The organism is Anaerotalea alkaliphila (assembly GCF_010179735.1).
In the GTDB taxonomy this organism is placed as follows: Bacteria; Bacillota; Clostridia; order Lachnospirales; family Vallitaleaceae; genus Anaerotalea; species Anaerotalea alkaliphila.
Genome location: NZ_JAAEEH010000006.1, coordinates 35,996 through 56,313 on the forward strand (window position 1 = coordinate 35,996; position 20,318 = coordinate 56,313).

Here is a 20,318-nt window from a genome sequence, read left to right on the forward strand (position 1 = left end):
GCTACTCCCCTGGGGCCATGAAACCGTGCCGGCCCATCAATTCCTGGCCTTGGGGGCTGTTCACGTGTTCGGCAAATTTTCTGGCAAGTTCTTCGTTCCCCGTGTTCCCGACGACGGCCATTGCCTGCCTGAGGGGCTCGTGGGCATCCGCATCCACCAGATGGAAGTCCAGCGTTTCCCCGTCGTCGAGGGACAGGGAGATGAAAGCCGCATCCGCGTTCCCGGTGGTCAGGTAGGAGAGGGTCTCTGAAATGTTCTTTCCGTAAACCAACTTGGGTTCCAGGGTCTCCCACAGCCCCGCAGACTCCATTGCCTGCTTTGCGGCCAGACCGTAGGGTGCGTGTTCGGGATTTGCGATGGCGATGACCTTGATGCCCGGGTCCGTCAGGTCTTCCATGGTGGCCGCTTCAAAACCGCCAGCCTTCAATGTCGCTATGCCGAGGCGGCCCATGGCATAAACCTGGACCGTGTCGGACAGGAGGAGTCCTTTTTCGTCAAGGGCGGTGACATCGCTTTCGTTCGCTGCGGCAAACACGTCGAAGGGAGCGCCGTTCGTGACCTGTTCGGAAAGCGTCCCTGTGGAGCCGAAGGAAAAGGTGACGGTGCAGCCGTTGGCGGCTTCGAAGGCTTCGCCCATTTCCGTAAAGGCGTTCGTCAGGCTGGAGGCTGCGGCAATGGTCAGTTCGGCCTTTTCCTGCGCCGCGGTGCCTCCGGTTGACGCGGGAGCGTTTGCGGATGGAGCGCTTGCCTGTTGGGCGGCACATCCGGTGGAGCCGACGACGGCTGCGAGGAGCAATAGTGCGATCAGCTTCTTTTTCATAATGGAATCTCCTTTCGTCTAACAGTTGACATGGTGTAGATAAACGAAAATAAACCAAACGAAGTGTTAAATTGAGTTTTCGTAACGATAGGCACATTATAAGCATGAACCCGTTGAAAGTCAAGCGAAAGCGAACTGAAAGTTGCAAAACATGACGAAACGTGATATAATCCAAACCATCATAACAAATATGTTCTGAAAGGTTGATTCTATGGAAAACCAAAATGCCCTTACCGCGCAGGATGTCGCGGACCTACTGAAGATCGCGAAGAATACGGTGTATGAGCTGATCAAGCGGGGCGAAATCAATTCCTACAAGGTGGGCCGGAAGATCCGCTTCACGCTGGGTGACGTGGAGGATTACATCGCCCGGTCCAAGAACATCCAGCCCGGCGCGCAGGTCCCAAGTGGACAACGCAGCCTTGTCGAACGTCCCCAAGCACAGGAAGCCGACTGGGAGGCCAGACGGCAGCCGAAGTCGAACCAGGAGGCCCCTGCCGGGAATTTCGTCATCTGCGGCCAGGACATCATGTTGGATGTGCTGTCGAATTATGTCGAACACCATCCCTATGGAGGGCCCGCCCTCCGGTCCTACATCGGAAGCTACAACAGCCTTACCGCCTTGTATTTTGGAGACATCCAAGTCGCTTCCGCCCATCTGTGGGACGGGGATACGGGGCAATACAACGTCCCCTATGTGCGGCGGCTGCTTCCCGGAATCCGGGCCGTCATCATCCACCTCACCAACAGGATGCAGGGCTTCTACGTGGCCAAAGGCAACCCCAAGAACATCACCACATGGGCCGACCTGAAACGCCAGGACATCACCATGATCAACCGGGAAAAAGGGGCCGGGTCCAGGGTGCTGCTGGATGAACACCTGCGCTTGTTGGGGATCTATGGGAGTTCGATCAAGGGCTACAGCCGGGAGTCCCAATCGCATTTTACGGCCGCGAGCACGGTCGCTAGGGGAGGGGCGGATGTGGCGGTCGGCAGCGAGAAGGTCGCCCGCCAGGTGGACGGAATCGACTTCATACCCCTGCAGAAGGAGCGGTACGAACTGGTGGTCAGGAAAGAAGACATGGGCATGCCCCAGATCCAGGCGATGCTGGAGATCCTCCGCTCGGAAGCGTTCAGAATGGAATTCATGGGCATCGGTGGGTATGACATCAGTGAAATGGGAAACATCGTGGCGGAAACTTGATGGAGGCAGCAAACCAACGGTCCGACAGTTGGAGGTGTAGAAGGAATGAACTGTAGAGTGGCATATTTGTCCAAAACCGGACATTCAAGGAAAATCGCGGAGTCCATTGCAAGGGAATTGGGGATCCGGGCGGAGGACATCAGATCCAATCCCGTCATTGACGGCGCAGACCTCCTCTTTGTGGTGGGAGGGATCTACGGGGGAAAAGGCGACCCTAGGATGCTGGATTATCTGGAAAAGCTTGACGGAAGTAGGGTGAGGAAGGCGGCACTGGTCACCTCCTGCGCCAGCAGGAGAATGAAGCAGGAGGAGGCAAGGGAAGCGCTGGAAAGGAAGGGCATAGAGGTGGTTTTGGAGGAGTTCCTCTGCCGGGGCGCCTTCCTGTTCCTGGGGTTGGGGCATCCCAACAAGCAGGACCTGGACCGCGCGGCGGCATATGCGAGAACTTTGGTGGCCTCCGTGCAGCAGTCCTTCCCGGGATGAACAGCAAGGAGAAGCTGGCAGGAGCCCTGGAAGCGCTGCTGGCGTGCAAGAACCTGGACGATATTCCGGTCAGTGAAATCGTTGCCTGTGCATCGGTTTCTAGAAAAACCTTCTACCGGAATTTCAAGGACAAGTACGACCTTGCGGCCTGGTATTTCGCCCGGCTGTACGAGGGGAGCTTCGGAAGGATCAAGGAGGGGGTGGGATGGGAAGAGGCTTTGTTGAGCCATCTGGAAATCTATGAAGAAAAGCATCCCGTGCTGAAAAACGCGTATGAAAGCCGTGACGTCAACGGACTGCGTGCCTGCGACATCCTGCTGACGAAAAGGACCTTCGAGGAATATCTTGCCGGAAAGGGCGTGGACACGCAGACGGAAGACATGCGGTTCGCCATCGAAATCGCAGCCCGAGGCGGGACGGACTGCATCATCGAATGGCTTCTGGGGGGCATGAAGATGGACAAGGCACGGTTGGCTTCCCTGCTGAAGCGGACGTTGCCCGGGGACATCCTGCGCCATATCGGCTGACTGGATCAGGGACACACATCCGGCCTTTTGTGACTTGTGTTTGCTGTGGTGTCCGTTATAATTTCTCCTATAATTGATTCTTGGAGGAAGAGGAAAATGGAAATTTACGAGGAATTGAAGTCCAGGGGCCTGGTCGCCCAAGTCACGGACGAAGAGCAAATCAGGGAACTGGTCAACGGAGGGAAGGCGACATTTTACATCGGTTTCGATCCAACAGCGGATTCCCTCCATGTAGGCCACTTCATGGCGCTGTGTCTGATGAAGCGGCTGCAGATGGCTGGCAACAAGCCGGTCGTCCTCCTGGGGGGCGGCACCGGATACATCGGCGACCCGTCGGGCCGGACGGATTTGAGGAACATGATGACGCCGGAAACGATCCGGAACAATTGCAGGCGATTCAAAAGGCAGATGGAGCGGTTCATCGAATTCGGAGAGGACAAGGCCATCCTGGTGGACAATGCGGACTGGCTGCTGGACTTGAACCACATGGAATTCATACGGGAGATCGGCGCCTGTTTCTCCGTCAACAACATGTTGCGTGCGGAATGCTACAGGCATCGGATGGAAACCGGGTTGTCCTTCCTGGAGTTCAATTACATGGTCTTGCAGTCCTACGACTTCCTGCACCTGCACAAGCATTACGGCTGCAACATGCAGTTCGGAGGCGACGACCAGTGGTCCAACATGCTGGGCGGCCGGGAACTGATCCGTAGAAAACTGGGGGAAGATGCCTACGCCATGACGATCACCCTCCTGATGAATGCGGAAGGCAGCAAGATGGGGAAAACGGCAAGGGGGGCGGTCTGGTTGGACCCGGAGAAGACAACGCCCTTCGAATTCTTCCAGTACTGGAGGAATGTGGCGGACGCGGATGTGCTCAAATGCATCCGCATGCTGACTTTCCTGCCCCTTGAACGGATCGAGGAAATGGATGGATGGGAAGGCAGCCGGTTGAACGAGGCCAAGGAAATACTTGCCTATGCGTTGACGGAGCTGGTCCATGGGGAAGAGGAGGCCGGGAAGGCGAGAGCGGCGTCCCATGCGCTTTTTGCGGACGGCACCGACGATTCCCATATCCCAACGACCGAGATTCCGGAGGCACAGCTGAAGGATGGAGCAATCCATGTTGTTGACCTGCTGGTCCTGTGTGAACTGGCCCTGTCCAAGAGCGATGCCAGGCGGCTGGTCCGGCAAGGGGGCGTGTTCATCGGCGAGGAAAGGGTGGCGTCCATCGACAGCCGACTGGAAAGGGGACGGCTGGAAGATGGGGTCAAAATACGCAAGGGCAAGAAGAAATTCCACAAAGCGGTCCTGGCGTCCGGCCGTTGAAGGGCCAGCCGCCAACCCATGGCAAGGAAGGGGTGACGGCATGGAAAGGTTGACAAGGCGCGTGGAGGAAGGTGGCCCTATGCGGTGGAGGAGGCCGGGATAGGGTGAAGTCGGTTTGACATTCCTGTTTTTTGGGTATAAGATGAAGGTAAATCAGGATTATTTCCATCATGCGGATTGCCAAGAAAAGAGGTGCGTCACATGAACAAGAAACAAGTGGAAATCATGGGAACCGGTCCGGGATTCATCGCGGCCCTCGACCAAAGCGGCGGCAGCACGCCGAAAACCCTTGCGGGCTACGGGATACCCAAGGAGCAGTACGGCAGCGAGGACGAGATGTTCGAACTTGTGCATGCCATGCGGTCCAGGGTCATCACCAGCCCGGCCTTCACATCCGAGCATATCCTGGGGGCGATCCTGTTCGAGCAGACCATGGACCGTACGATCGAGGGGATGCCCACGGTGGACTACCTTTGGGAGAAAAAGGGGATCCTTTCCTTCCTCAAGGTGGACAAGGGCCTGGCCGACGAGGAGGAAGGGGTCAGGCTCATGAAGCCCATCACCGACCTGGACGACAAGCTGGACCGGGCGGTGAAGAACAGGGTCTTCGGAACCAAGATGCGCTCCGTCATCAACAAGGCGAATCCGGAAGGCATCCGGAAGATCGTGGACCAGCAGTTCGAATACGGAAAGCGGATCCTGGCAGCCGGCCTGATCCCCATCCTGGAGCCTGAAATCGACATCCACAGCGAGGACAAGGCGGAGTGCGAGCTGTTGATGAAGGCGGCGGTGTTGAAGCACCTGGATGCGCTGCCGGAAGGGGAGCGCGTCATGCTGAAGCTCACCTTGCCCGACCAGGCCGGGCTCTTCTCGGACCTGGTGGCCCATCCCCACGTGTTGCGCGTGGTCGCCCTGTCCGGCGGCTACAGCCGGGAGGAGGCTGTCAGGCTTCTGGCCCTGAATCCCGGGCTCATCGCCAGCTTCTCCCGGGCCTTGCTGGAAGGCTTGACGGTGCAGCAGTCGGACGAGGCGTTCCACAGGATGCTGGGCGGGTCGATCCAGGAGATCTATCAGGCATCGACCACATGACGATTCAAGGAGGCAATTTGCCGGCAGGGGCGCACCCCTGCCGGTTTTTTCGAAGAACAATCCCGAAGGGAGGAACGACCCATGAAACACACACTGATGGCGGCAGGCACCGCATTCCTGAAGGCGGTGGAAGCCATGTACGAAAAGGAGGAACGGATCTTCGACGACAGGTACTCCGTGCTGCTGCTGCCGCCAAGCTTCCGCTTCCTGATCAAGCTGATGGAATCGAAAAGGGTCCTGCGGTACATGGTCGGCGTCCGGGAACGCTCCACCCCCGGCGTGCTGGGAGGCATCCTTTGCCGCAACCGGTACATCGATGACGTCCTGGATGACGCGATTAGAGACGGTTTCAAGACGGTGGTCAATCTCGGCGCCGGCTATGACACCCGGGCGCTGCGGGTCCAGGGGATCCAGGACCTGAAGGTCTATGAGATCGACGCCCGGGAGGTCATCGATGAAAAAAGGCGCCGCATGCGGCAAGCGGGCATCAAGTTCCCGTCCAACCTGCGGTTCGTCCCTATCGATTTCGACCGGCAGAACCTCCGGGAGGAACTGGAAAAAGCAAGGTGCGACCCTTCGGACAAAACCCTCTTCATCATGGAAGGGGTCACACAGTACATCGCCAGGGAAGCCTTTGAAGACACCCTCCGCTTCGTCGGGGCAGCGGCTCCGGGGAGCCGCCTGGTGTTCACTTACGTGCTCCAGGACCTGTTCGACCATCCCGAGCGCCATCCGGAGAACAGGCTGATGATGCGTCAGTTCATGACCGGCTTCAGCCAAACCGGGATGGAAGCCTACCTGTCCGGCTTCGGCCTGGGTCTGAAGGAGGATGTGGGGGCGGAAGTATTCCGGGAACGCTATCTGAAGCCGAAGAACCGAGACCTCGGCCTCATGGAGATCGAGCGGGTGGCGGTGGCGGAGGTGGTATCATGATCCAATGCTTCAACAACCACCGCTTCACATCCCGGTTCGAGGGGGATGCCCCGCCCCGCCTGCTTTATTCCTGCAGGACGGAGGAGCGGCACAGGGGCATGCCCCGGGTGATGCACATGCACGAGGACCGGGCTGAACTGGTCTTCATCACCTCGGGCACCGGCATCCACCATATCGGGGGAAGGCAATTCGAAACCAAGAAGGGGGACCTGCTGCTCTACGATGCGGGGGTCGTCCATGACGAGACTGCCAACCCCAACGAGAGCCTCAACGTCTACGGAATCGCCGTAAGCGGCCTGCGGCTTCCTGGCCGCCCCCTGAACCACTTCACCTTCGAGAACACCACACCCGTCGTGGCCGTGGGGGACCGCTTCGAGGAGTTCGACCAGCTGCTTGGGATGATCCACAGCCATACCGTCTCCGACAACCGGGGGGATGCGGAGTTCGCCAACTACCTGCTCCGGGCGGCCATCGTACTGATCGACGACCTGCTGCACATCCAGGCGGCCGCCATGCAGACGGAACAGAAGGTGATGGTCGAGCGCATCCAGGCCTTCCTGGACAAGCACTACATGGAGGAGGTCACACTTGCCCAAATCGCGGAACACCTGAACATCAACCAGTATTACATGTCCCATCTCTTCAAGGAGGCCATGGGATTCTCCCCCATGCAGTACGTGATCCGACGGAGGATCGGGGAGGCCCAGAACCTGCTCATCAACACCGACGCATCCGTCACCAACATCGCCGTCACGGTGGGCTACAACAACTCCAACCACTTCCATGCGGCCTTCCAGAAGATGGTGGGCATGACACCGGCCAAGTACCGGAAATACTGGACAGACATCAACGCGGAATGACCTGCCATCCGAGAGGCGCCCTTTTTTACGGGCGTCTTTTTGCATGTCCAGAATGCTCTTTGGGCGTGGCCGGAACAAGACGGAGTTGGTCCATTTTGCTTTGGAAAGCAAGAATCCGTAGTTTTTGCTGTGCAGATGTTTGTGAAAACATGGGAAAAGCCGCAATAAATATGGCAACTAATGACAAAATCCTGGAGGTAAACGGAGGGGGGATAGCCTATAATTCAACGTGTAAGCAAACGACGACGAGTTGAAAGGGGAACGGCATTGAGCATGAAAATTTCTGGAGCGCCCTGCTGCTGGGGTGTGGACAATCCAAAGAATCCCTATCTGCCCCCCTGGGAGCGGGTGTTGAAAGAGGCCTCGGAGGCCGGCTACAGCGGCATGGAACTGGGACCCTACGGCTACATCCCCATGGAGCTGGAAAAGGTGGCGGGCGTGCTGGCGGAAAACAAACTGAACATCATCGCGGGAACCATCTTCGATGACCTGGTAAGCGAGGAGAACTTCCAAAACCTGATCGGGCAGACCCATGACATCTGCGGCATGGTGACCAAGCTTCCCCAACCGCCCCAGGAAGAGGGGCAGCGTTTCAAGACACCGTACCTGGTGGTGATCGACTGGGGGCATGACGGCCGGGATTATGCGGCGGGCCATCCGGACCGGGCACCCCGGCTGAACAAGGAGGCCTGGAACAGGATGATGGACCACATCAGGGCAATCGCCAAGCTGGCCTGGGAGACCTATGGCGTGCGCACCGTGGTGCACCCCCATGCGGGAGGCTACATCGAGTTCGCAGACGAGATCGACCAGGTGGCCAAGGACATCCCCCAGGAAGTCGCCGGGCTCTGCCTGGATACGGGGCACCTGTACTATTCCAAGATGGACCCCATCGAATGGCTGCTGAAATACAAGGACCGGATCGACTACCTGCACTTCAAGGACATCGACCGGAAGGTCTACGACGAGGTCATGAACGAAAAGATCCGTTTCTTCGATGCCTGCGCCAAAGGCGTGATGTGCCCCATCGGCAAGGGAGTCCTTCCCTACGAGGACATCCATAGGACGCTGCAGGAGATGGGTTACGCCGGTTACATAACGGTGGAGCAGGAGCGGGATCCAAGGAACGTGGAAACCAGCCTGCGGGACGTGAAGGCAAGCCGGGATTATCTGGCGAGCGTGGGATTCGATTGATCACTGGAGGAACAGACGATGATATATGGAGCAAGCAATTTTGAACAACCCATCCGCTGGGGCATGGTAGGCGGCGGTCTGGGAAGCCAGATCGGCTACATCCACCGCTCCGCAGCCCTGCGGGACTTCAACTTCAACTTGGTGGCGGGAGCCTTCGACATCGATGCCGAGCGGGGCAGGGACTTCGGCCTCCGGCTGCATGTGGCCCCCGAGCGCTGCTACAAGGACTACAAGGAAATGTTCGCCGCCGAGGCGGCCAGGGAGGACGGGATCCAGGCGGTTTCCATAGCGACCCCCAACTTCACCCACTTCGAGATCGCCAAAGCGGCCCTGGAGGCGGGACTGCATGTGGTCTGCGAAAAGCCCCTGTGCTTCACCACAGAGGAGGCGAAGGAGCTGGAGCGGACAGCCGCCGCGCAGAAGAAGATCGTGGGCGTGACCTACGGTTACGCGGGACACCAGCTGATCGACCAGGCCCGCCGGATGATCGCAAACGGAGAGCTGGGAGCGGTCCGCATCGTGAACATGCAGTTCGCCCACGGGTTCCACAATGTGGCGGTGGAAGCTAACACACCCAGCACCAAGTGGCGTGTGGACCCCAAATACGCCGGTCCCAGCTACGTGCTGGGGGACATCGGGACCCACCCCCTGTACCTGGCGGAAGTCATGCTTCCCGACCTGAAGGTCAAGCGGCTGATGTGCAGCCGGCAGAGCTTCGTCAAGAGCCGGGCGCCGCTGGAGGACAACGCCTACACCCTGATGGAGTACGACACCGGTGCGGTGGCCATGGTCTGGTCCTGTGCGGTGAACTGCGGTTCCATGCACGGCCAGAAAATCCGGGTGATCGGCGAGAAGGCCAGCCTGGAGTGGTGGGACGAACAGCCCAACCAGCTGCGTTTCGAAGTCCAGGGTGAACCCGTCAGGATCCTGGAGCGGGGCATGGGCTATCTGCATCCGGAAGCGCTGGCAGAAGACAGGATCGGCGGCGGCCATCCCGAAGGTCTTTTCGAGGCCTGGAGCAACCTCTACAACCGTTTCGCCCTGGCCATGACGGCGGCGGACGAGGGACAGGGAGTGGACTTCTGGTACCCCGACATCCATGCGGGCCTGGAAGGCGTCCGCTGGGTGGAGAACTGTGTACGGTCGGCCGACCAAGGCGCTGTCTGGGTCGACTACAAATAGAGACAGAAATAAAACCATAATATCAAGGAGGGCAAGTTGATGAAAAAAATCATTGCAATGTTGTTGGCGGTGTTGATGCTGGGAGTTACAGGATGTGGGTCTCCGGATCCTGGAACAGGCATGGAAACAGGTGGGGAAGCAGGCACGGGAACAGGCGGAAGCGACGACAAGCTCGTCATCGGCTACGCATCCAAGAACGTGAACGACACGTTCCAGACCTATCTGATCGATGCGGCCAACGCCTACGCACAGGAGAACAACATCGATCTCATCGTGGTCGACGCACAGAACGACGTGGTGAAGCAGCAGGACCAGGTCAACACATTCGTGACACAAGGTGTGGACGCATTGGTGGTGCTTCCCATCGACACAAGCGCTACGGCGCCCATGACAAAAGCGGCACAGGACGCCGGAATCCCTCTGGTCTACTGCAACACGAACCCCCATCCGGACGGGAACTTCCCGGAAGGCACCTACTATGTGGGATCCATCGAAAAGGAAGCCGGAACATTCCAGGCGGAGTACATCGGTGAACTCCTGGGCGGCGTCGGTAACGTAGCCATCCTGCAGGGATCCTTGACACATGAAGGTGCCCTGCAGCGTACGGAAGGTGTTGAAGAGACGCTGGCGTCCAAGTATCCGGACATAAAGGTGGTGGGCGCGCAAACGGCGGAATGGCAAAGGGACATGGCCATGAGCGTGACAGAAAACTGGATGACCGCAAACAACAACGATATCCAGGCCATCTTCGCAAACAACGATGAAATGGCTTTGGGAGCGGTGAATGTGGCCCAGGCGAGAGGAATGGACGTCAAAGTCATCGGAATCGACGGCACCACGGACGCATTGACAGCAATCAAGGCAGGAACCCTTGCCGGCAGCGTGTTCCAGGATGCGGAAGGACAGGCCCGCGGCGCCATGGAGAAGGCTATGAATGTGGCCCAGGGTGAAGAGGTGGAGGTCATCTCCTGGGTTCCCTTCATCCTGATCACTCCAGAGAATGTGGACGAATTCATTCAGTAAGCAGATGTAAAATGTTTGGCAATAGGGGGCAACCCTCTATTGCCAAAAGCATATAAGGAGAACCAAGATGGGACAATCAGAGTATCTGTTGGAAATGTTGGACATCACGAAAGAATTTCCGGGTGTCAAAGCCTTGAAGGGGGTGACACTGCAAATCAGACCCCATGAGATCCATGCCCTGGTGGGGGAAAATGGAGCAGGGAAATCTACGATCTCCAAGTGCCTGATGGGAATCTACACACCCACCTCGGGAAAAATCATTTTTGATGGGGAGGAGCGGACGAACTACACCATCAAGGAAGCGATGGCCTTCGGGGTTTCCATGATCCACCAGGAATTGAGTCCCGTCCGGGACCGTTCCATCATGTCGAACATGTTCCTGGGACGGGAACCCATGACCAAATATGGCACCATCGATTGGAAGAAGATGGTTGAAGAAGCCAAAAAGTGGTTGAAACAGGTGGAGTTGGAGGTGGATCCCAGGACGCGCATGGCGGACCTCTCCGTAGCACAGATGCAGATGGTGGAGATCGCCCGGGCAATCTCCACCAATGCGAAGCTTATCATCATGGACGAGCCCACATCCGCCCTTACGGAACGGGAGGTGGAGCAGCTGTTCAAGATCATGCGCAAACTCCGTTCAGAGGGGACGAGCATGGTCTATATTTCCCACAAGCTGGACGAGATCTATAAGATCACAGACCGGATTTCCGTATTCCGGGATGGAGAATACATCGGGACGGAAGACAGCGACAAGCTGCCCTTGGACCGGATGATCCAGATGATGGTGGGCCGGGAAGTCAAGGACATGTTCCCGAAAGTCCAGTGCAAGATCGGAGAGCCTTTCTTGGAGGTGGAGGATCTTAGCCACAGCAAATTCTTCAAGAACGTGAGCTTCGATGTGCGCCGGGGCGAGATCTTCGGCATCGCCGGATTGGTCGGCGCGGGCAGGACGGAGGTCATCGAGACGATCTTCGGCATCCTGGGCAAGTCCGGCGGCGTGGTGAAGCTGGCGGGCAAGGAAGTGAACATCAGGAACAGCCGGGACGCCATCAAGAGCGGCATGGCACTCCTGACGGAAGAACGCAGGCACAACGGCATCTTCCCGATCCTGGACATCCGCTTCAACACGACCGTTGCGAACCTGCAGGGCTACATCAACAAATTCGGACTGATCGACAAGAAGAAGATCAAGGAAGACACGGATGAATACATCCGGATGATCGGAGTGAAAACGCCTTCGGCTACCCAGCTGATCCAGTACCTGAGCGGAGGCAACCAGCAGAAGGTGCTGGTCGCCCGGTGGCTGTTGACCCAACCGGAAATCATTTTTCTGGACGAACCCACCAGGGGCATAGACGTGGGCGCCAAGTCCGAAATCCACAAGCTGATCGGGAAGTTGGCAAGCCAAGGGAAATGCGTGGTCATGATTTCTTCGGAGCTTCCGGAAATCATGGGCATGAGCGACCGCATCATGGTCATGCGGGAAGGCGAGGTCACCGGTATCCTGGACAATACCACGAATGTGAGCCAGGAAATGCTGATGGAGTATGCGTCCGGAGTGCGCAACGACTATCAGTAAATAACAGAACAGGGCATGGAGGTTTAGTTGTAATGGCGAATTCAAAACAAATCAAACAAACGATTTCAAAATATGGGATTGTATTTGCACTGATCGGAATGATCATCATCATCAGCATCATACGTCCCCAGTTCCTTTCCTACGGGAACATCCTGAACGTGATGACCCAGAGTTCCATCTACGGCATCATGGCCTTGGGGGTCACGCTGATCATCATCGCAAAAGGGATCGACCTTTCCCTTGGATCCATGGTCGCGTTCTCCGGCCTGGTGCTGGCAAGCCTGTCCCAGGTGGGGGGAGCCGCAGGGAAAATGTACCCGAACCTGCCGGAGCTGCCCCTGGTGCTGGCAATCCTGGCCACCCTTGCGGTGGGGGCTTTCATGGGAAGCATCAGCGGCTTCTTCGTGGCAAAGACCCATATCCCCGCATTCATCGCCACCTTGGGCATGACCACCATCGTCCGGGGAGCCGCACTCATCTATTCCGGCGGAAAGCCGATCACCAACCTGAAGCCTTCCCTGCTTGCGCTGGGAGGCAACATCGGCATAATTCCCGTACCCGTCATCATCTATGCGGTGATGATCCTCCTCACCTGGGTGCTGCTCAACTACACCCGCTTCGGTTCGGATGCCTTCGCCATCGGTGGGAACATCCATGCGGCGGAGGTTTCCGGTGTCAACATCGCCAAAGCCCAGATCCTGGTGTTTGCCTTCGGCGGCGTGATGTGCGCCGTGGCGGCTACGGTTTTTGCGGGCCGTGTGCAGAGCGTGCACCCGGGTGCGGCGGTCGGTTATGAGTTGACCGCGATTGCGGCCACCACCATCGGTGGAACCAGCCAGTCCGGTGGAATCGGGACCGTCTGGGGGGCCGTGGTCGGTGCGTTGGTCCTGGGCGTTCTCAGGAACGGCATGACCCTCATGGGAATCGACGCCTACTGGCAGCAGATCGCCGAAGGTGCGATCATCATCGGCGCCGTTGTCATCGACATGCGTAAGCACGCCGGCAAGAAATAGGTAGGGAACGACAAGGAAGAGCGGCCTTAGGCCGCTCTTCCTTGTCGTTCTTTTACCTGTTTCATCACGAAATCCGATGCAATGGCTGTCTGCCGACGGGGTTGGGATTGTAAAAATAGCGGAATTGTCTTATAATTCATCTTGAGACCACGGCGAAAGCCGACATAAAAAGCATTGCCGGAGCATTGCCACGGCGAATGAGGATGGAGGATTGTTTATGAAAAAAAGAATTGCATCAGCCCTGCTGCTTGCGCTTGCACTGCTGGCAGCCTGTGGGAAGCCCGCTGCGCCCCAGGGGGGGACGGAAACACAGGAACCTGCAGCCGGCGCCGAAGCAGCGGCACCGGTGGTGGTGGCCACCATGCTGGATTCGGAAGGGGGGATCCTGGGCAAGATGATGATCCAGATGCTGAACAGCAACGGCATAGAGACGGTGGACAAGGTCAACTTCGGGACACCCGACATCCTGCGCAGGGCCCTGGAGAACAAGGAGGTGGACCTGGTCCTGGACTACACGGGATCCGGGCAGTACTACCATCCCGAGGAGGCGGGGGACCCGTCCATCTGGAACGACCCCCAGCAAGGCTACGAACTGACGGCGCAGCTGGACCTGGAGAAGAACAACATCCTCTGGCTGACACCCGCTTCGGCCAACAACACGGAAATGATCGCCGTCAAGCGGAGCTTTTCGGAGGAGAACGGCATCCGGAGCATGGAAGAGCTTGCCGCATATATCAACGGAGGCAATCCCTTCAAGCTGATCTGCTCGGCCTCCTTCGCCGAGAACATGATGGGGCTCCTGGGCTATGAGGAGGCCTACGGCTTCAAGCTCCGGGACGACCAGCTGATCGTGCTCTCTTCAGGGAACACGGCGGAAATGCTGAAGGCCCTGTCCGAAGGCACCAACGACGTGAACGCCTCCCTGGTCTATGGGACGGACGGCGCATTGGACATCATGAACCTGGTGGTCCTGGAGGACCCCGAACAGGTGCCTCCGGTATACCTGCCGGCTCCGGTCCTCCGGGGAGAGGTCGCGGCGGCCTATCCGGAAATCGAATCGATCCTGAAGCCCGTATTCGAATCCCTGACGCTGGAGACCCTCCAGACGTTGAACGCCCAGGTTGCCTATGAAGGGAAGGATGCCGCCGCCGTAGCGGAAGAGTACCTGAAGGGCGAAGGGTTCCTGCAGTAATGGGTGCCCCGTCGCTCAAGGCGCGCCTGGGGTTCGCCCTGGTGGCCTGGGCGCTGGTCGGGCTGCCCATGGGCACCTTCAGGCCCAACCGTGTCGTCCGGGGCACCCCCCTTGGATGGGACCTTGTCCTGGGAGAATACGCATTCGTCTTGGGGGGGGGCCTGCTCCTGCTGATGGGGGCCTATGCTTTCCTGGGGGTACGGAAACGGTTCCGTGTCCTTGGGGCGGTGCCCTGGCTGTTGCCATTGGTTCCAGCCCTGTTGCTGGTCCGCCTCTCGGCGGCGGTCCCCCTGGGCATGGAGGCCGATCCGGCGGTGCTCCGGGTCTCCCTGGGGGCCGGCTTCTGGGTGTTCCTGGCGGGTGTGCTGCTGGTCCAGAGCGCAGGCAGACGGGGCGGTTGGGCCGCCGGTCTCACGGGGTGCGGCCTGCTGGTGGTGGCCGTCCTGGGCCAAGTTCCCCATCTGGCCCTCTATCGGGAGTTCATGAACGTGCGGGCAAATTTCGCCATGGAGCTGCGGCGGCATCTGGTCCTGGCCTTGGTTTCCGTCCTGGTGGCGGTGGTTCCGGGAATCGCCATCGGCTACTGGTGCTACCGGTACGAACGGGCAAAGGAGTGGCTTCTGGGAGCGGTGAACCTGTTCCAGGTGATCCCCACCCTCTCCCTGTTGGGCCTTGTCATGATCCCGTTGACGATCCTGGCAAGGAACGTGCCCCTGGCGGCGGAGCTGGGAATCAAGGGGATCGGTTTCGCACCGGCCTTCCTTGTCCTGACGCTCTACTGCCTGTTGCCGATCACGGCCAACGCCTATGCGGGGTTCGAGCAGGTGGAGGAGGCGGTCGTCGACAGCGCGGCGGCCATGGGCATGACTCCCCGGCAGATCTTCAGGAGCGTCCTGTTCCCGCTGGCGCTGCCGGTGATCTATTCCGGAATCAGGACGGCCGTGACACAGAACATCGGGAACACCATCCTGGCCGGCCTGATCGGGGGCGGCGGCATGGGGGCCTTGATTTTCCTGGGGTTGTCCCAGTCGGCATCGGACCTGGTGGTCCTGGGGACGATCCCCGTGGTCGCCATGGCGCTGGCCGCGGACGGGCTCCTGAAGCTGGGGGAAGGATATTGGACAAGAAAGGTGGGGGTCGTGGATGATCCAGTTGAAACAGGTCAGTAAGTCGTACGGCAGCCAAAGGGCGCTTGCGGGAATCGACCTGGAGATTCCCCAGGGGGAGTGTGCGGTCCTGATAGGACCTTCCGGCTGCGGCAAGTCCACCCTGCTGAAGACCATCAACCGTATGGTTGCGGTGGACGGGGGAGAGGTGGTCGTGGACGGGAAAAGGAACACGGACTACGCTCCGGAGGTCCTGCGCCGCCAGATCGGGTACTGCATCCAGGGGGTGGGCCTGTTTCCGCACTTCACCGTCCGGGAAAACATCGCAGTCGTACCGCGGCTCTTGGGATGGAAGGAAAGGGAAATCGACGGCCGCATCCGCCGGCTGCTGGATATGAGCGGGCTGCCCTCCTCCTACTTGGGAAAGAAGCCCGGCCAGCTATCCGGAGGGGAATCCCAAAGGGTGGGCGTGTGCAGGGCGCTGGCTGCCGACCCGCCGGTCCTGCTGATGGACGAGCCCTTCGGTGCGGTGGATCCCCTGACCAGGGAAAAGCTGCAGCTGGCCTTCAACCAGATCCAGGAGGAGCTGAAAAAGACGGTGGTCTTCGTCACCCATGATGTGGAGGAGGCCATCCTCCTGGCGGACCGGGTCGTGGTGATGAACCAGGGGAGGATCGTGAGCAACAAGGCGCCGGGCAAGTTCGCGGGCCTTCTGGAGGAGGGTTTCGTGAAGAGCTTCCTGGGGAACGAGTACCCCTTGCGGCTGCTGAAACGGTATTCGGCAAAGGCCCTGCATCTGGAGGACAAGCCCCCTTGGACCAATCCCCTCCAGGGCGGCGCGGGAGAATGCCTGACACAGGAGACGAATCTGAAGGAGGTCCTGTCGGAAATGATGCGCAGGAACGAGCAGGCCCTTCCCTTCCTGCTCCAGGACAACCGGGTGGTGCAGGTGGAGTACATGGACATCGTCCACCACCTGCACGCGGTGTCGAAATGAGGGGCGGGCTAAAGAGCCCCTGGCTGGTGCTGGGGCTGTATCTGGCCGCATTCCTCCTGTGGATCCTGTTTTTCGACCAGGCCGTGGCCCTGTTGGCCCCCTGGCTGCCGAAACGGGCGGCCGTCCAGTCCCGGACCACCCTGGCCATGCTCTCCTGGCAGCACCTGCTGCTGGTGGGCGTCTCGACCTCGGGAGCGGTCCTGACTTCCCTGCTGCTGGGGGGCGCGGTCCATCTGGCCCGGAACGGGGAGCTCAAGTCCATGGTCCTGGCGGCCGGATCCATCGGCGAAACAATTCCCAGCGCCGCGGTGATCGCCCTGGCGGTTCCCGCCCTAGGCTACGGGAACGTGCCCTGCATGCTGGCGCTGTACCTGTATGCGATCCTCCCTGTGGTCAGGAACACCATCGTCGGAATGGAGTCGGTTCCCCGGCCGGTCAGGGAAGCTGCGGAGGGTATGGGCATGACCCGCAGGCAGCAGCTGTGGAAGGTGGAGCTGCCCCTGGCAAGGCCGGTCATCCTGGCGGGGATCCGGACCGCCCTGGTGATCAACATATCGGCCGCCACCATCGGAGCCACGGTGGGGGCGGGAGGATTCGGGGTGCCCATCATCGCCGGAATCCGGGTCTACGATCCGGTCCTGGTGCTTAGGGGATCCGTTCCGGTGGTGCTCATGGCCCTGTTCGCGGACCGGCTGTTTAGGATGCGGGAGCGGGGTTAGAGGTGGATATTCTCCACCAAATGGGGTATACTATAGGTAGATGGCATATGGAGGAGAGGCCCTCGTTCGACGGGGATGGCGGGAGTTTGCCATCCCTGTTCGGACGGGGGCTTTCGCGCATGCGAACAGCAAGAACGAGCGCATCATTGCGAGGAGGGATGCGTCATGGGACTGGGAGCGTTTTCCATCAGTTTGTCGGTCAAAGACATCAAGGCGTCCAAGGAATTCTACGAAAAGCTCGGATTCACCGTTTTTGGGGGAGTGCTGGAGGACAACTGGCTGATCATGAAGAACGACGACTGCGTGGTCGGCCTGTTCCAAGGCATGTTCGAGAAGAACATGCTGACATTCAATCCGGGATGGAACAGCAATGCGGAAGAGACGGATCCGTTCAAGGATGTGCGCACGCTCCAGGAGGAGCTCCGGAAACAGGGGGTGGAATTCCTGCAGGAGGCCGACCCGGCGACGGAAGGCCCCGGCAGCTTCCTCATCCAGGACCCGGACGGCAACCCCATCCTTGTGGACCAGCACAGATAGGAAGGAGGCTCGACCATGGCGGAAATCAAAGTGGACGTGCGGGGGGAAACGTGCCCCGTACCATTGGTGGAAATGCGCAAGGCCTTGCGGAAGGCGGCCCTGGGGGATGTGCTCGAAATCATCGGCACCCATCCCGCATCGAAGAAGGAGATCCCTATGGCCGCCGACGCCCTGTCCGTAAAGGTGCTCGGCGTGGAGCAGGCCGGAGACGAGTGGGTCATCCGGCTGCAGAAGTGAAAGGGAGGTGCGGTCATGGGAGAAAAGGCGACCATCATCGTCCACAGCGGAGATATGGACAAGCTGTACAGTGCGCTGATCGTGGCCAACGGGGCCCTGGCCATGGGCATGGAGGCTTCGCTGTACTTCACGTTCTGGGGGTTGCTGCGACTGAAAAAAGGGGGACTGGAGAAGGGGCCATTGTCGAAGATGCATCTGCTGGGGCTTGGAAAGCGGATGATCAAGGGGCGTATGGACAAGACGAACGTGGCTTCCCTGGAAAGGCTTGTGGCGGACTTCAAGGAGCTCGGCGGCAAGATCATCGCCTGCGAGATGACAATGGAAATCATGGGAATCGCGCCCAAGGACCTGGACGAGGGGATCATCGACGCCTACGGCGCGGTGGGGACCTACATCCAGGAAGCCAGGGACTCCTCGATCACACTGTTCATATAGGGGGTGGAACACATGGCGGGAAAAGAGGTCTATCTGGACAATTCGGCGGCGACACGGTTGGACGAGCGGGTGCTGGAGGCCATGAAACCATGCTTCTTTGAAAACTATGCGGTGGCCACCTCGGAGTTCGGCTATTCCCAGGGCCTTGAGGCAAGGGAGCTCCTGGGGGAGGCCAGGGGAAGGATCGCAGCCTTTCTGGGGGCGGCGCCGGAAGAGTTCATCTTCACCTCTGGAAGCACGGAATCCAGCAACCTGGCCCTGAAGGGGGTTGCGAAGGCGCTGGGTGGGAAGAAGGGAAAACACATCATCGTCTCCCGGATCGAGGACTTTCCGGTGCTGCACAGTGCCCAGGCCCTGGAGAAGCAGGGCTTCGAGGTGGATTATCTGGAGGTGGACGGGCAGGGGTTCGTGCGGCTCGACCGGCTGAAGGAGCTGCTGCGGGAGGACACGATCCTGGTGTCCGTCCAGCACGGCAACCAGGAAATCGGAACGGTCCAGGACATCCAGGCGATTGGTGAGATTTGCAGGGAGAAGGGGGTCCTATTCCACACGGATGCCACCCACACCTTCACCAGGATTCCTCTGGACGTCCGGGACATCCACGTCGACCTGGTCACCGTGTCCGCCCACACCATCCACGGCCCCAAGGGAATAGGAGGGCTATACGTGCGCAAGGGAACCTCCATCGCCAAGGTGACAGACGGCGGGTACCAGGAGTTCGACCTGAGGCCTGGTATCGAGAACATTCCGGGAGCGGTGGGATTTGCGGAAGCCGTGGGGCTGGTATCGGAGGAGGAGAACGGGCGGCTGAAATCCCTGCGAAACGCGATCATCGGAGCGGTTTTCGAGCGGATTCCCCTGGTCACCTTGAACGGGGACGCGGAAAGCAGGCTGCCCCAGAACGCAAACATCACCTTCCACCTTGTGGAGGGGGAGTCCGTCACTTTGCACCTGGACATGTACGGGATTGCGGTAAGCACGGGATCCGCCTGCTTCAGCCGGTCCCTGGAAGCCAGCCATGTGATCATGGCCATCGGGGGGGACCACGAGAGAGCCCACGGGTCCATCCGCTTCACTTTCGGACGCTACAACACCATGGAGGAGGTGGACCGGGTTGTGGACGCCCTGGCCAGGATCATAACGGAGTTGAGAAAAATCAGCCCTCTGGGCAAGACAGGAGGTGTGCAGGATGGCATTTCCCTATAATGAAATCGTGCTGGACCATTTCAGGAATCCCCGCAACGTCGGCAGCATGGCGGATCCCGACGGCAAGGCGACGGAAGGAAGCCCTGCCTGCGGTGACATGGTCACCGTCTACATCAAGGTGGATGCCGGAACGAAGGTCGTCTCGGACATCAAGTTCGAATCCTATGGCTGCGCCTCCAACATCGCAACGGCCTCGATCATCACGGAGCTGGCCAAGGGGAAGACCCTGGAGGAGGCGAAGGGGATCACCTGGAAGGAGGCCGCCGACGCCCTGGGAGGGCTTCCGGCGATCAAGGCCCACTGCTCCGTGCTGGCGGTGGAGGGGCTGCGAAGCGCAATCCAGAACTACGAGGAGAAGCACGGCCTGACGGCCAGCCGGGAGGCCACCACGGAGGAGGTCGTGCGCAGGAAGCTGCGTCGGGTGATGAATCCCATGAAGGGCCTGGACATGGTGGCCACCAACCTGGTCAGAAAGATCGAGGTGAAGGACGGCGTTGTCCGGGTCCTGGTGGACTTGCCGGAAAACCACCAGTTTTCGGCCTCCATCAGGGAAGAGGCGAAGGAAAGGCTGGAGAACCTGTGGGATGTGGAAAAGGTGGTCATCGAATTCACGGAGTGACGGGTTCCATAGAGGATGGATTGGAGGGATG

Annotated in this window: 22 protein-coding genes; 21 read left to right on the top strand and 1 reads right to left on the bottom strand. The window is 59.3% G+C overall.

The genetic code is table 11. From position 1 onward, the window contains the following. Position 1: 1 nt before the first annotated feature. The gene (modA, locus tag GXN74_RS03465; protein ID WP_162369531.1) at positions 2-820 is read right to left on the bottom strand and encodes a molybdate ABC transporter substrate-binding protein; all 819 of its coding nucleotides are present in this window, start codon (positions 818-820) and stop codon (positions 2-4) included. 211 nt (positions 821-1,031) lie between these two features. Here modA and GXN74_RS03470 point away from each other — a divergent pair, with 211 nt between their 5' ends. The 21 genes from GXN74_RS03470 (at position 1,032) to GXN74_RS14835 (ending at position 20,287) form a co-directional block, all read left to right on the top strand. Further along, positions 1,032-2,024: a helix-turn-helix transcriptional regulator gene (locus GXN74_RS03470; protein WP_162369532.1), complete on the top strand. Its 993-nt coding sequence runs from the start codon at positions 1,032-1,034 to the stop codon at positions 2,022-2,024. Between the two features lie 45 nt (positions 2,025-2,069). Beyond that, the gene (locus GXN74_RS03475) at positions 2,070-2,507 is read left to right on the top strand and encodes a flavodoxin domain-containing protein (RefSeq protein WP_162369533.1); all 438 of its coding nucleotides are present in this window, start codon (positions 2,070-2,072) and stop codon (positions 2,505-2,507) included. Then, positions 2,504-3,034, top strand: coding sequence for a TetR-like C-terminal domain-containing protein (locus GXN74_RS03480; protein ID WP_162369534.1), 531 nt, complete (start codon positions 2,504-2,506; stop codon positions 3,032-3,034). The genes GXN74_RS03475 and GXN74_RS03480 overlap by 4 nt, the downstream gene beginning before the upstream one ends. 96 nt (positions 3,035-3,130) lie before the next feature. Further along, positions 3,131-4,363, top strand: coding sequence for a tyrosine--tRNA ligase (gene tyrS, locus GXN74_RS03485; protein WP_162369535.1), 1,233 nt, complete (start codon positions 3,131-3,133; stop codon positions 4,361-4,363). A gap of 201 nt (positions 4,364-4,564) precedes the next feature. Beyond that, positions 4,565-5,452, top strand: a complete 888-nt coding sequence (locus tag GXN74_RS03490; protein WP_162369536.1) for a fructose bisphosphate aldolase — start codon at positions 4,565-4,567, stop codon at positions 5,450-5,452. Positions 5,453-5,533: 81 nt separating this feature from the next. Then, a complete protein-coding gene (locus tag GXN74_RS03495; RefSeq protein WP_162369537.1) occupies positions 5,534-6,385 on the top strand; it encodes a class I SAM-dependent methyltransferase in 852 nt (283 codons plus the stop codon). Continuing rightward, positions 6,382-7,245 carry a helix-turn-helix domain-containing protein gene (locus GXN74_RS03500; protein WP_162369538.1) on the top strand — a complete coding sequence of 288 codons (864 nt, stop codon included), beginning with the start codon at positions 6,382-6,384 and terminating at the stop codon, positions 7,243-7,245. The genes GXN74_RS03495 and GXN74_RS03500 overlap by 4 nt, the downstream gene beginning before the upstream one ends. Before the next feature lie 273 nt (positions 7,246-7,518). Continuing rightward, positions 7,519-8,439: a sugar phosphate isomerase/epimerase family protein gene (locus GXN74_RS03505; RefSeq protein WP_246208574.1), complete on the top strand. Its 921-nt coding sequence runs from the start codon at positions 7,519-7,521 to the stop codon at positions 8,437-8,439. An 18-nt stretch (positions 8,440-8,457) separates the two neighbouring features. Beyond that, entirely contained in the window at positions 8,458-9,621 is a 1,164-nt protein-coding gene (locus tag GXN74_RS03510) for a Gfo/Idh/MocA family protein (RefSeq protein WP_162369540.1), read from the top strand. Positions 9,622-9,660: 39 nt separating this feature from the next. After that, the gene (locus GXN74_RS03515) at positions 9,661-10,644 is read left to right on the top strand and encodes a substrate-binding domain-containing protein (RefSeq protein ID WP_162369541.1); all 984 of its coding nucleotides are present in this window, start codon (positions 9,661-9,663) and stop codon (positions 10,642-10,644) included. A 67-nt stretch (positions 10,645-10,711) separates the two neighbouring features. Next, positions 10,712-12,226, top strand: coding sequence for a sugar ABC transporter ATP-binding protein (locus GXN74_RS03520; protein WP_162369542.1), 1,515 nt, complete (start codon positions 10,712-10,714; stop codon positions 12,224-12,226). 32 nt (positions 12,227-12,258) lie between these two features. Next, positions 12,259-13,239, top strand: coding sequence for an ABC transporter permease (locus tag GXN74_RS03525; RefSeq protein ID WP_162369543.1), 981 nt, complete (start codon positions 12,259-12,261; stop codon positions 13,237-13,239). A gap of 217 nt (positions 13,240-13,456) precedes the next feature. Then, complete coding sequence (locus GXN74_RS03530) at positions 13,457-14,431, top strand: glycine betaine ABC transporter substrate-binding protein (RefSeq protein WP_162369544.1); 975 nt, start codon at positions 13,457-13,459, stop codon at positions 14,429-14,431. Continuing rightward, entirely contained in the window at positions 14,431-15,600 is a 1,170-nt protein-coding gene (locus tag GXN74_RS03535; protein WP_162369545.1) for an ABC transporter permease, read from the top strand. Before GXN74_RS03530 ends, GXN74_RS03535 begins: the two co-directional genes overlap by 1 nt. Continuing rightward, positions 15,575-16,534 carry an ABC transporter ATP-binding protein gene (locus GXN74_RS03540; RefSeq protein WP_162369546.1) on the top strand — a complete coding sequence of 320 codons (960 nt, stop codon included), beginning with the start codon at positions 15,575-15,577 and terminating at the stop codon, positions 16,532-16,534. Before GXN74_RS03535 ends, GXN74_RS03540 begins: the two co-directional genes overlap by 26 nt. Further along, positions 16,531-17,253, top strand: coding sequence for an ABC transporter permease (locus tag GXN74_RS03545; protein WP_162369547.1), 723 nt, complete (start codon positions 16,531-16,533; stop codon positions 17,251-17,253). Before GXN74_RS03540 ends, GXN74_RS03545 begins: the two co-directional genes overlap by 4 nt. Before the next feature lie 165 nt (positions 17,254-17,418). Continuing rightward, positions 17,419-17,790: a VOC family protein gene (locus GXN74_RS03550; RefSeq protein ID WP_162369548.1), complete on the top strand. Its 372-nt coding sequence runs from the start codon at positions 17,419-17,421 to the stop codon at positions 17,788-17,790. Positions 17,791-17,805: 15 nt separating this feature from the next. After that, entirely contained in the window at positions 17,806-18,027 is a 222-nt protein-coding gene (locus GXN74_RS03555) for a sulfurtransferase TusA family protein (protein ID WP_162369549.1), read from the top strand. 15 nt (positions 18,028-18,042) lie between these two features. After that, positions 18,043-18,462, top strand: a complete 420-nt coding sequence (locus GXN74_RS03560; protein WP_162369550.1) for a DsrE/DsrF/DrsH-like family protein — start codon at positions 18,043-18,045, stop codon at positions 18,460-18,462. A 12-nt stretch (positions 18,463-18,474) separates the two neighbouring features. Next, a complete protein-coding gene (locus GXN74_RS03565) occupies positions 18,475-19,668 on the top strand; it encodes a cysteine desulfurase family protein (RefSeq protein WP_162369551.1) in 1,194 nt (397 codons plus the stop codon). Continuing rightward, on the top strand, positions 19,652-20,287 hold the full coding sequence (locus GXN74_RS14835) for an iron-sulfur cluster assembly scaffold protein (RefSeq protein WP_162369552.1): 636 nt from the start codon (positions 19,652-19,654) through the stop codon (positions 20,285-20,287). The genes GXN74_RS03565 and GXN74_RS14835 overlap by 17 nt, the downstream gene beginning before the upstream one ends. Positions 20,288-20,318 lie beyond the last annotated feature (31 nt).

Coding starts and splice junctions, on each gene's coding strand:
- modA (WP_162369531.1), bottom strand. CDS start 820: ATGAAAAAGAAGCTGATCGCACTATTGCTCCTCGCAGCCGTCGTCGGC.
- GXN74_RS03470 (WP_162369532.1), top strand. CDS start 1,032: ATGGAAAACCAAAATGCCCTTACCGCGCAGGATGTCGCGGACCTACTG.
- GXN74_RS03475 (WP_162369533.1), top strand. CDS start 2,070: ATGAACTGTAGAGTGGCATATTTGTCCAAAACCGGACATTCAAGGAAA.
- GXN74_RS03480 (WP_162369534.1), top strand. CDS start 2,504: ATGAACAGCAAGGAGAAGCTGGCAGGAGCCCTGGAAGCGCTGCTGGCG.
- tyrS (WP_162369535.1), top strand. CDS start 3,131: ATGGAAATTTACGAGGAATTGAAGTCCAGGGGCCTGGTCGCCCAAGTC.
- GXN74_RS03490 (WP_162369536.1), top strand. CDS start 4,565: ATGAACAAGAAACAAGTGGAAATCATGGGAACCGGTCCGGGATTCATC.
- GXN74_RS03495 (WP_162369537.1), top strand. CDS start 5,534: ATGAAACACACACTGATGGCGGCAGGCACCGCATTCCTGAAGGCGGTG.
- GXN74_RS03500 (WP_162369538.1), top strand. CDS start 6,382: ATGATCCAATGCTTCAACAACCACCGCTTCACATCCCGGTTCGAGGGG.
- GXN74_RS03505 (WP_246208574.1), top strand. CDS start 7,519: ATGAAAATTTCTGGAGCGCCCTGCTGCTGGGGTGTGGACAATCCAAAG.
- GXN74_RS03510 (WP_162369540.1), top strand. CDS start 8,458: ATGATATATGGAGCAAGCAATTTTGAACAACCCATCCGCTGGGGCATG.
- GXN74_RS03515 (WP_162369541.1), top strand. CDS start 9,661: ATGAAAAAAATCATTGCAATGTTGTTGGCGGTGTTGATGCTGGGAGTT.
- GXN74_RS03520 (WP_162369542.1), top strand. CDS start 10,712: ATGGGACAATCAGAGTATCTGTTGGAAATGTTGGACATCACGAAAGAA.
- GXN74_RS03525 (WP_162369543.1), top strand. CDS start 12,259: ATGGCGAATTCAAAACAAATCAAACAAACGATTTCAAAATATGGGATT.
- GXN74_RS03530 (WP_162369544.1), top strand. CDS start 13,457: ATGAAAAAAAGAATTGCATCAGCCCTGCTGCTTGCGCTTGCACTGCTG.
- GXN74_RS03535 (WP_162369545.1), top strand. CDS start 14,431: ATGGGTGCCCCGTCGCTCAAGGCGCGCCTGGGGTTCGCCCTGGTGGCC.
- GXN74_RS03540 (WP_162369546.1), top strand. CDS start 15,575: ATGATCCAGTTGAAACAGGTCAGTAAGTCGTACGGCAGCCAAAGGGCG.
- GXN74_RS03545 (WP_162369547.1), top strand. CDS start 16,531: ATGAGGGGCGGGCTAAAGAGCCCCTGGCTGGTGCTGGGGCTGTATCTG.
- GXN74_RS03550 (WP_162369548.1), top strand. CDS start 17,419: ATGGGACTGGGAGCGTTTTCCATCAGTTTGTCGGTCAAAGACATCAAG.
- GXN74_RS03555 (WP_162369549.1), top strand. CDS start 17,806: ATGGCGGAAATCAAAGTGGACGTGCGGGGGGAAACGTGCCCCGTACCA.
- GXN74_RS03560 (WP_162369550.1), top strand. CDS start 18,043: ATGGGAGAAAAGGCGACCATCATCGTCCACAGCGGAGATATGGACAAG.
- GXN74_RS03565 (WP_162369551.1), top strand. CDS start 18,475: ATGGCGGGAAAAGAGGTCTATCTGGACAATTCGGCGGCGACACGGTTG.
- GXN74_RS14835 (WP_162369552.1), top strand. CDS start 19,652: ATGGCATTTCCCTATAATGAAATCGTGCTGGACCATTTCAGGAATCCC.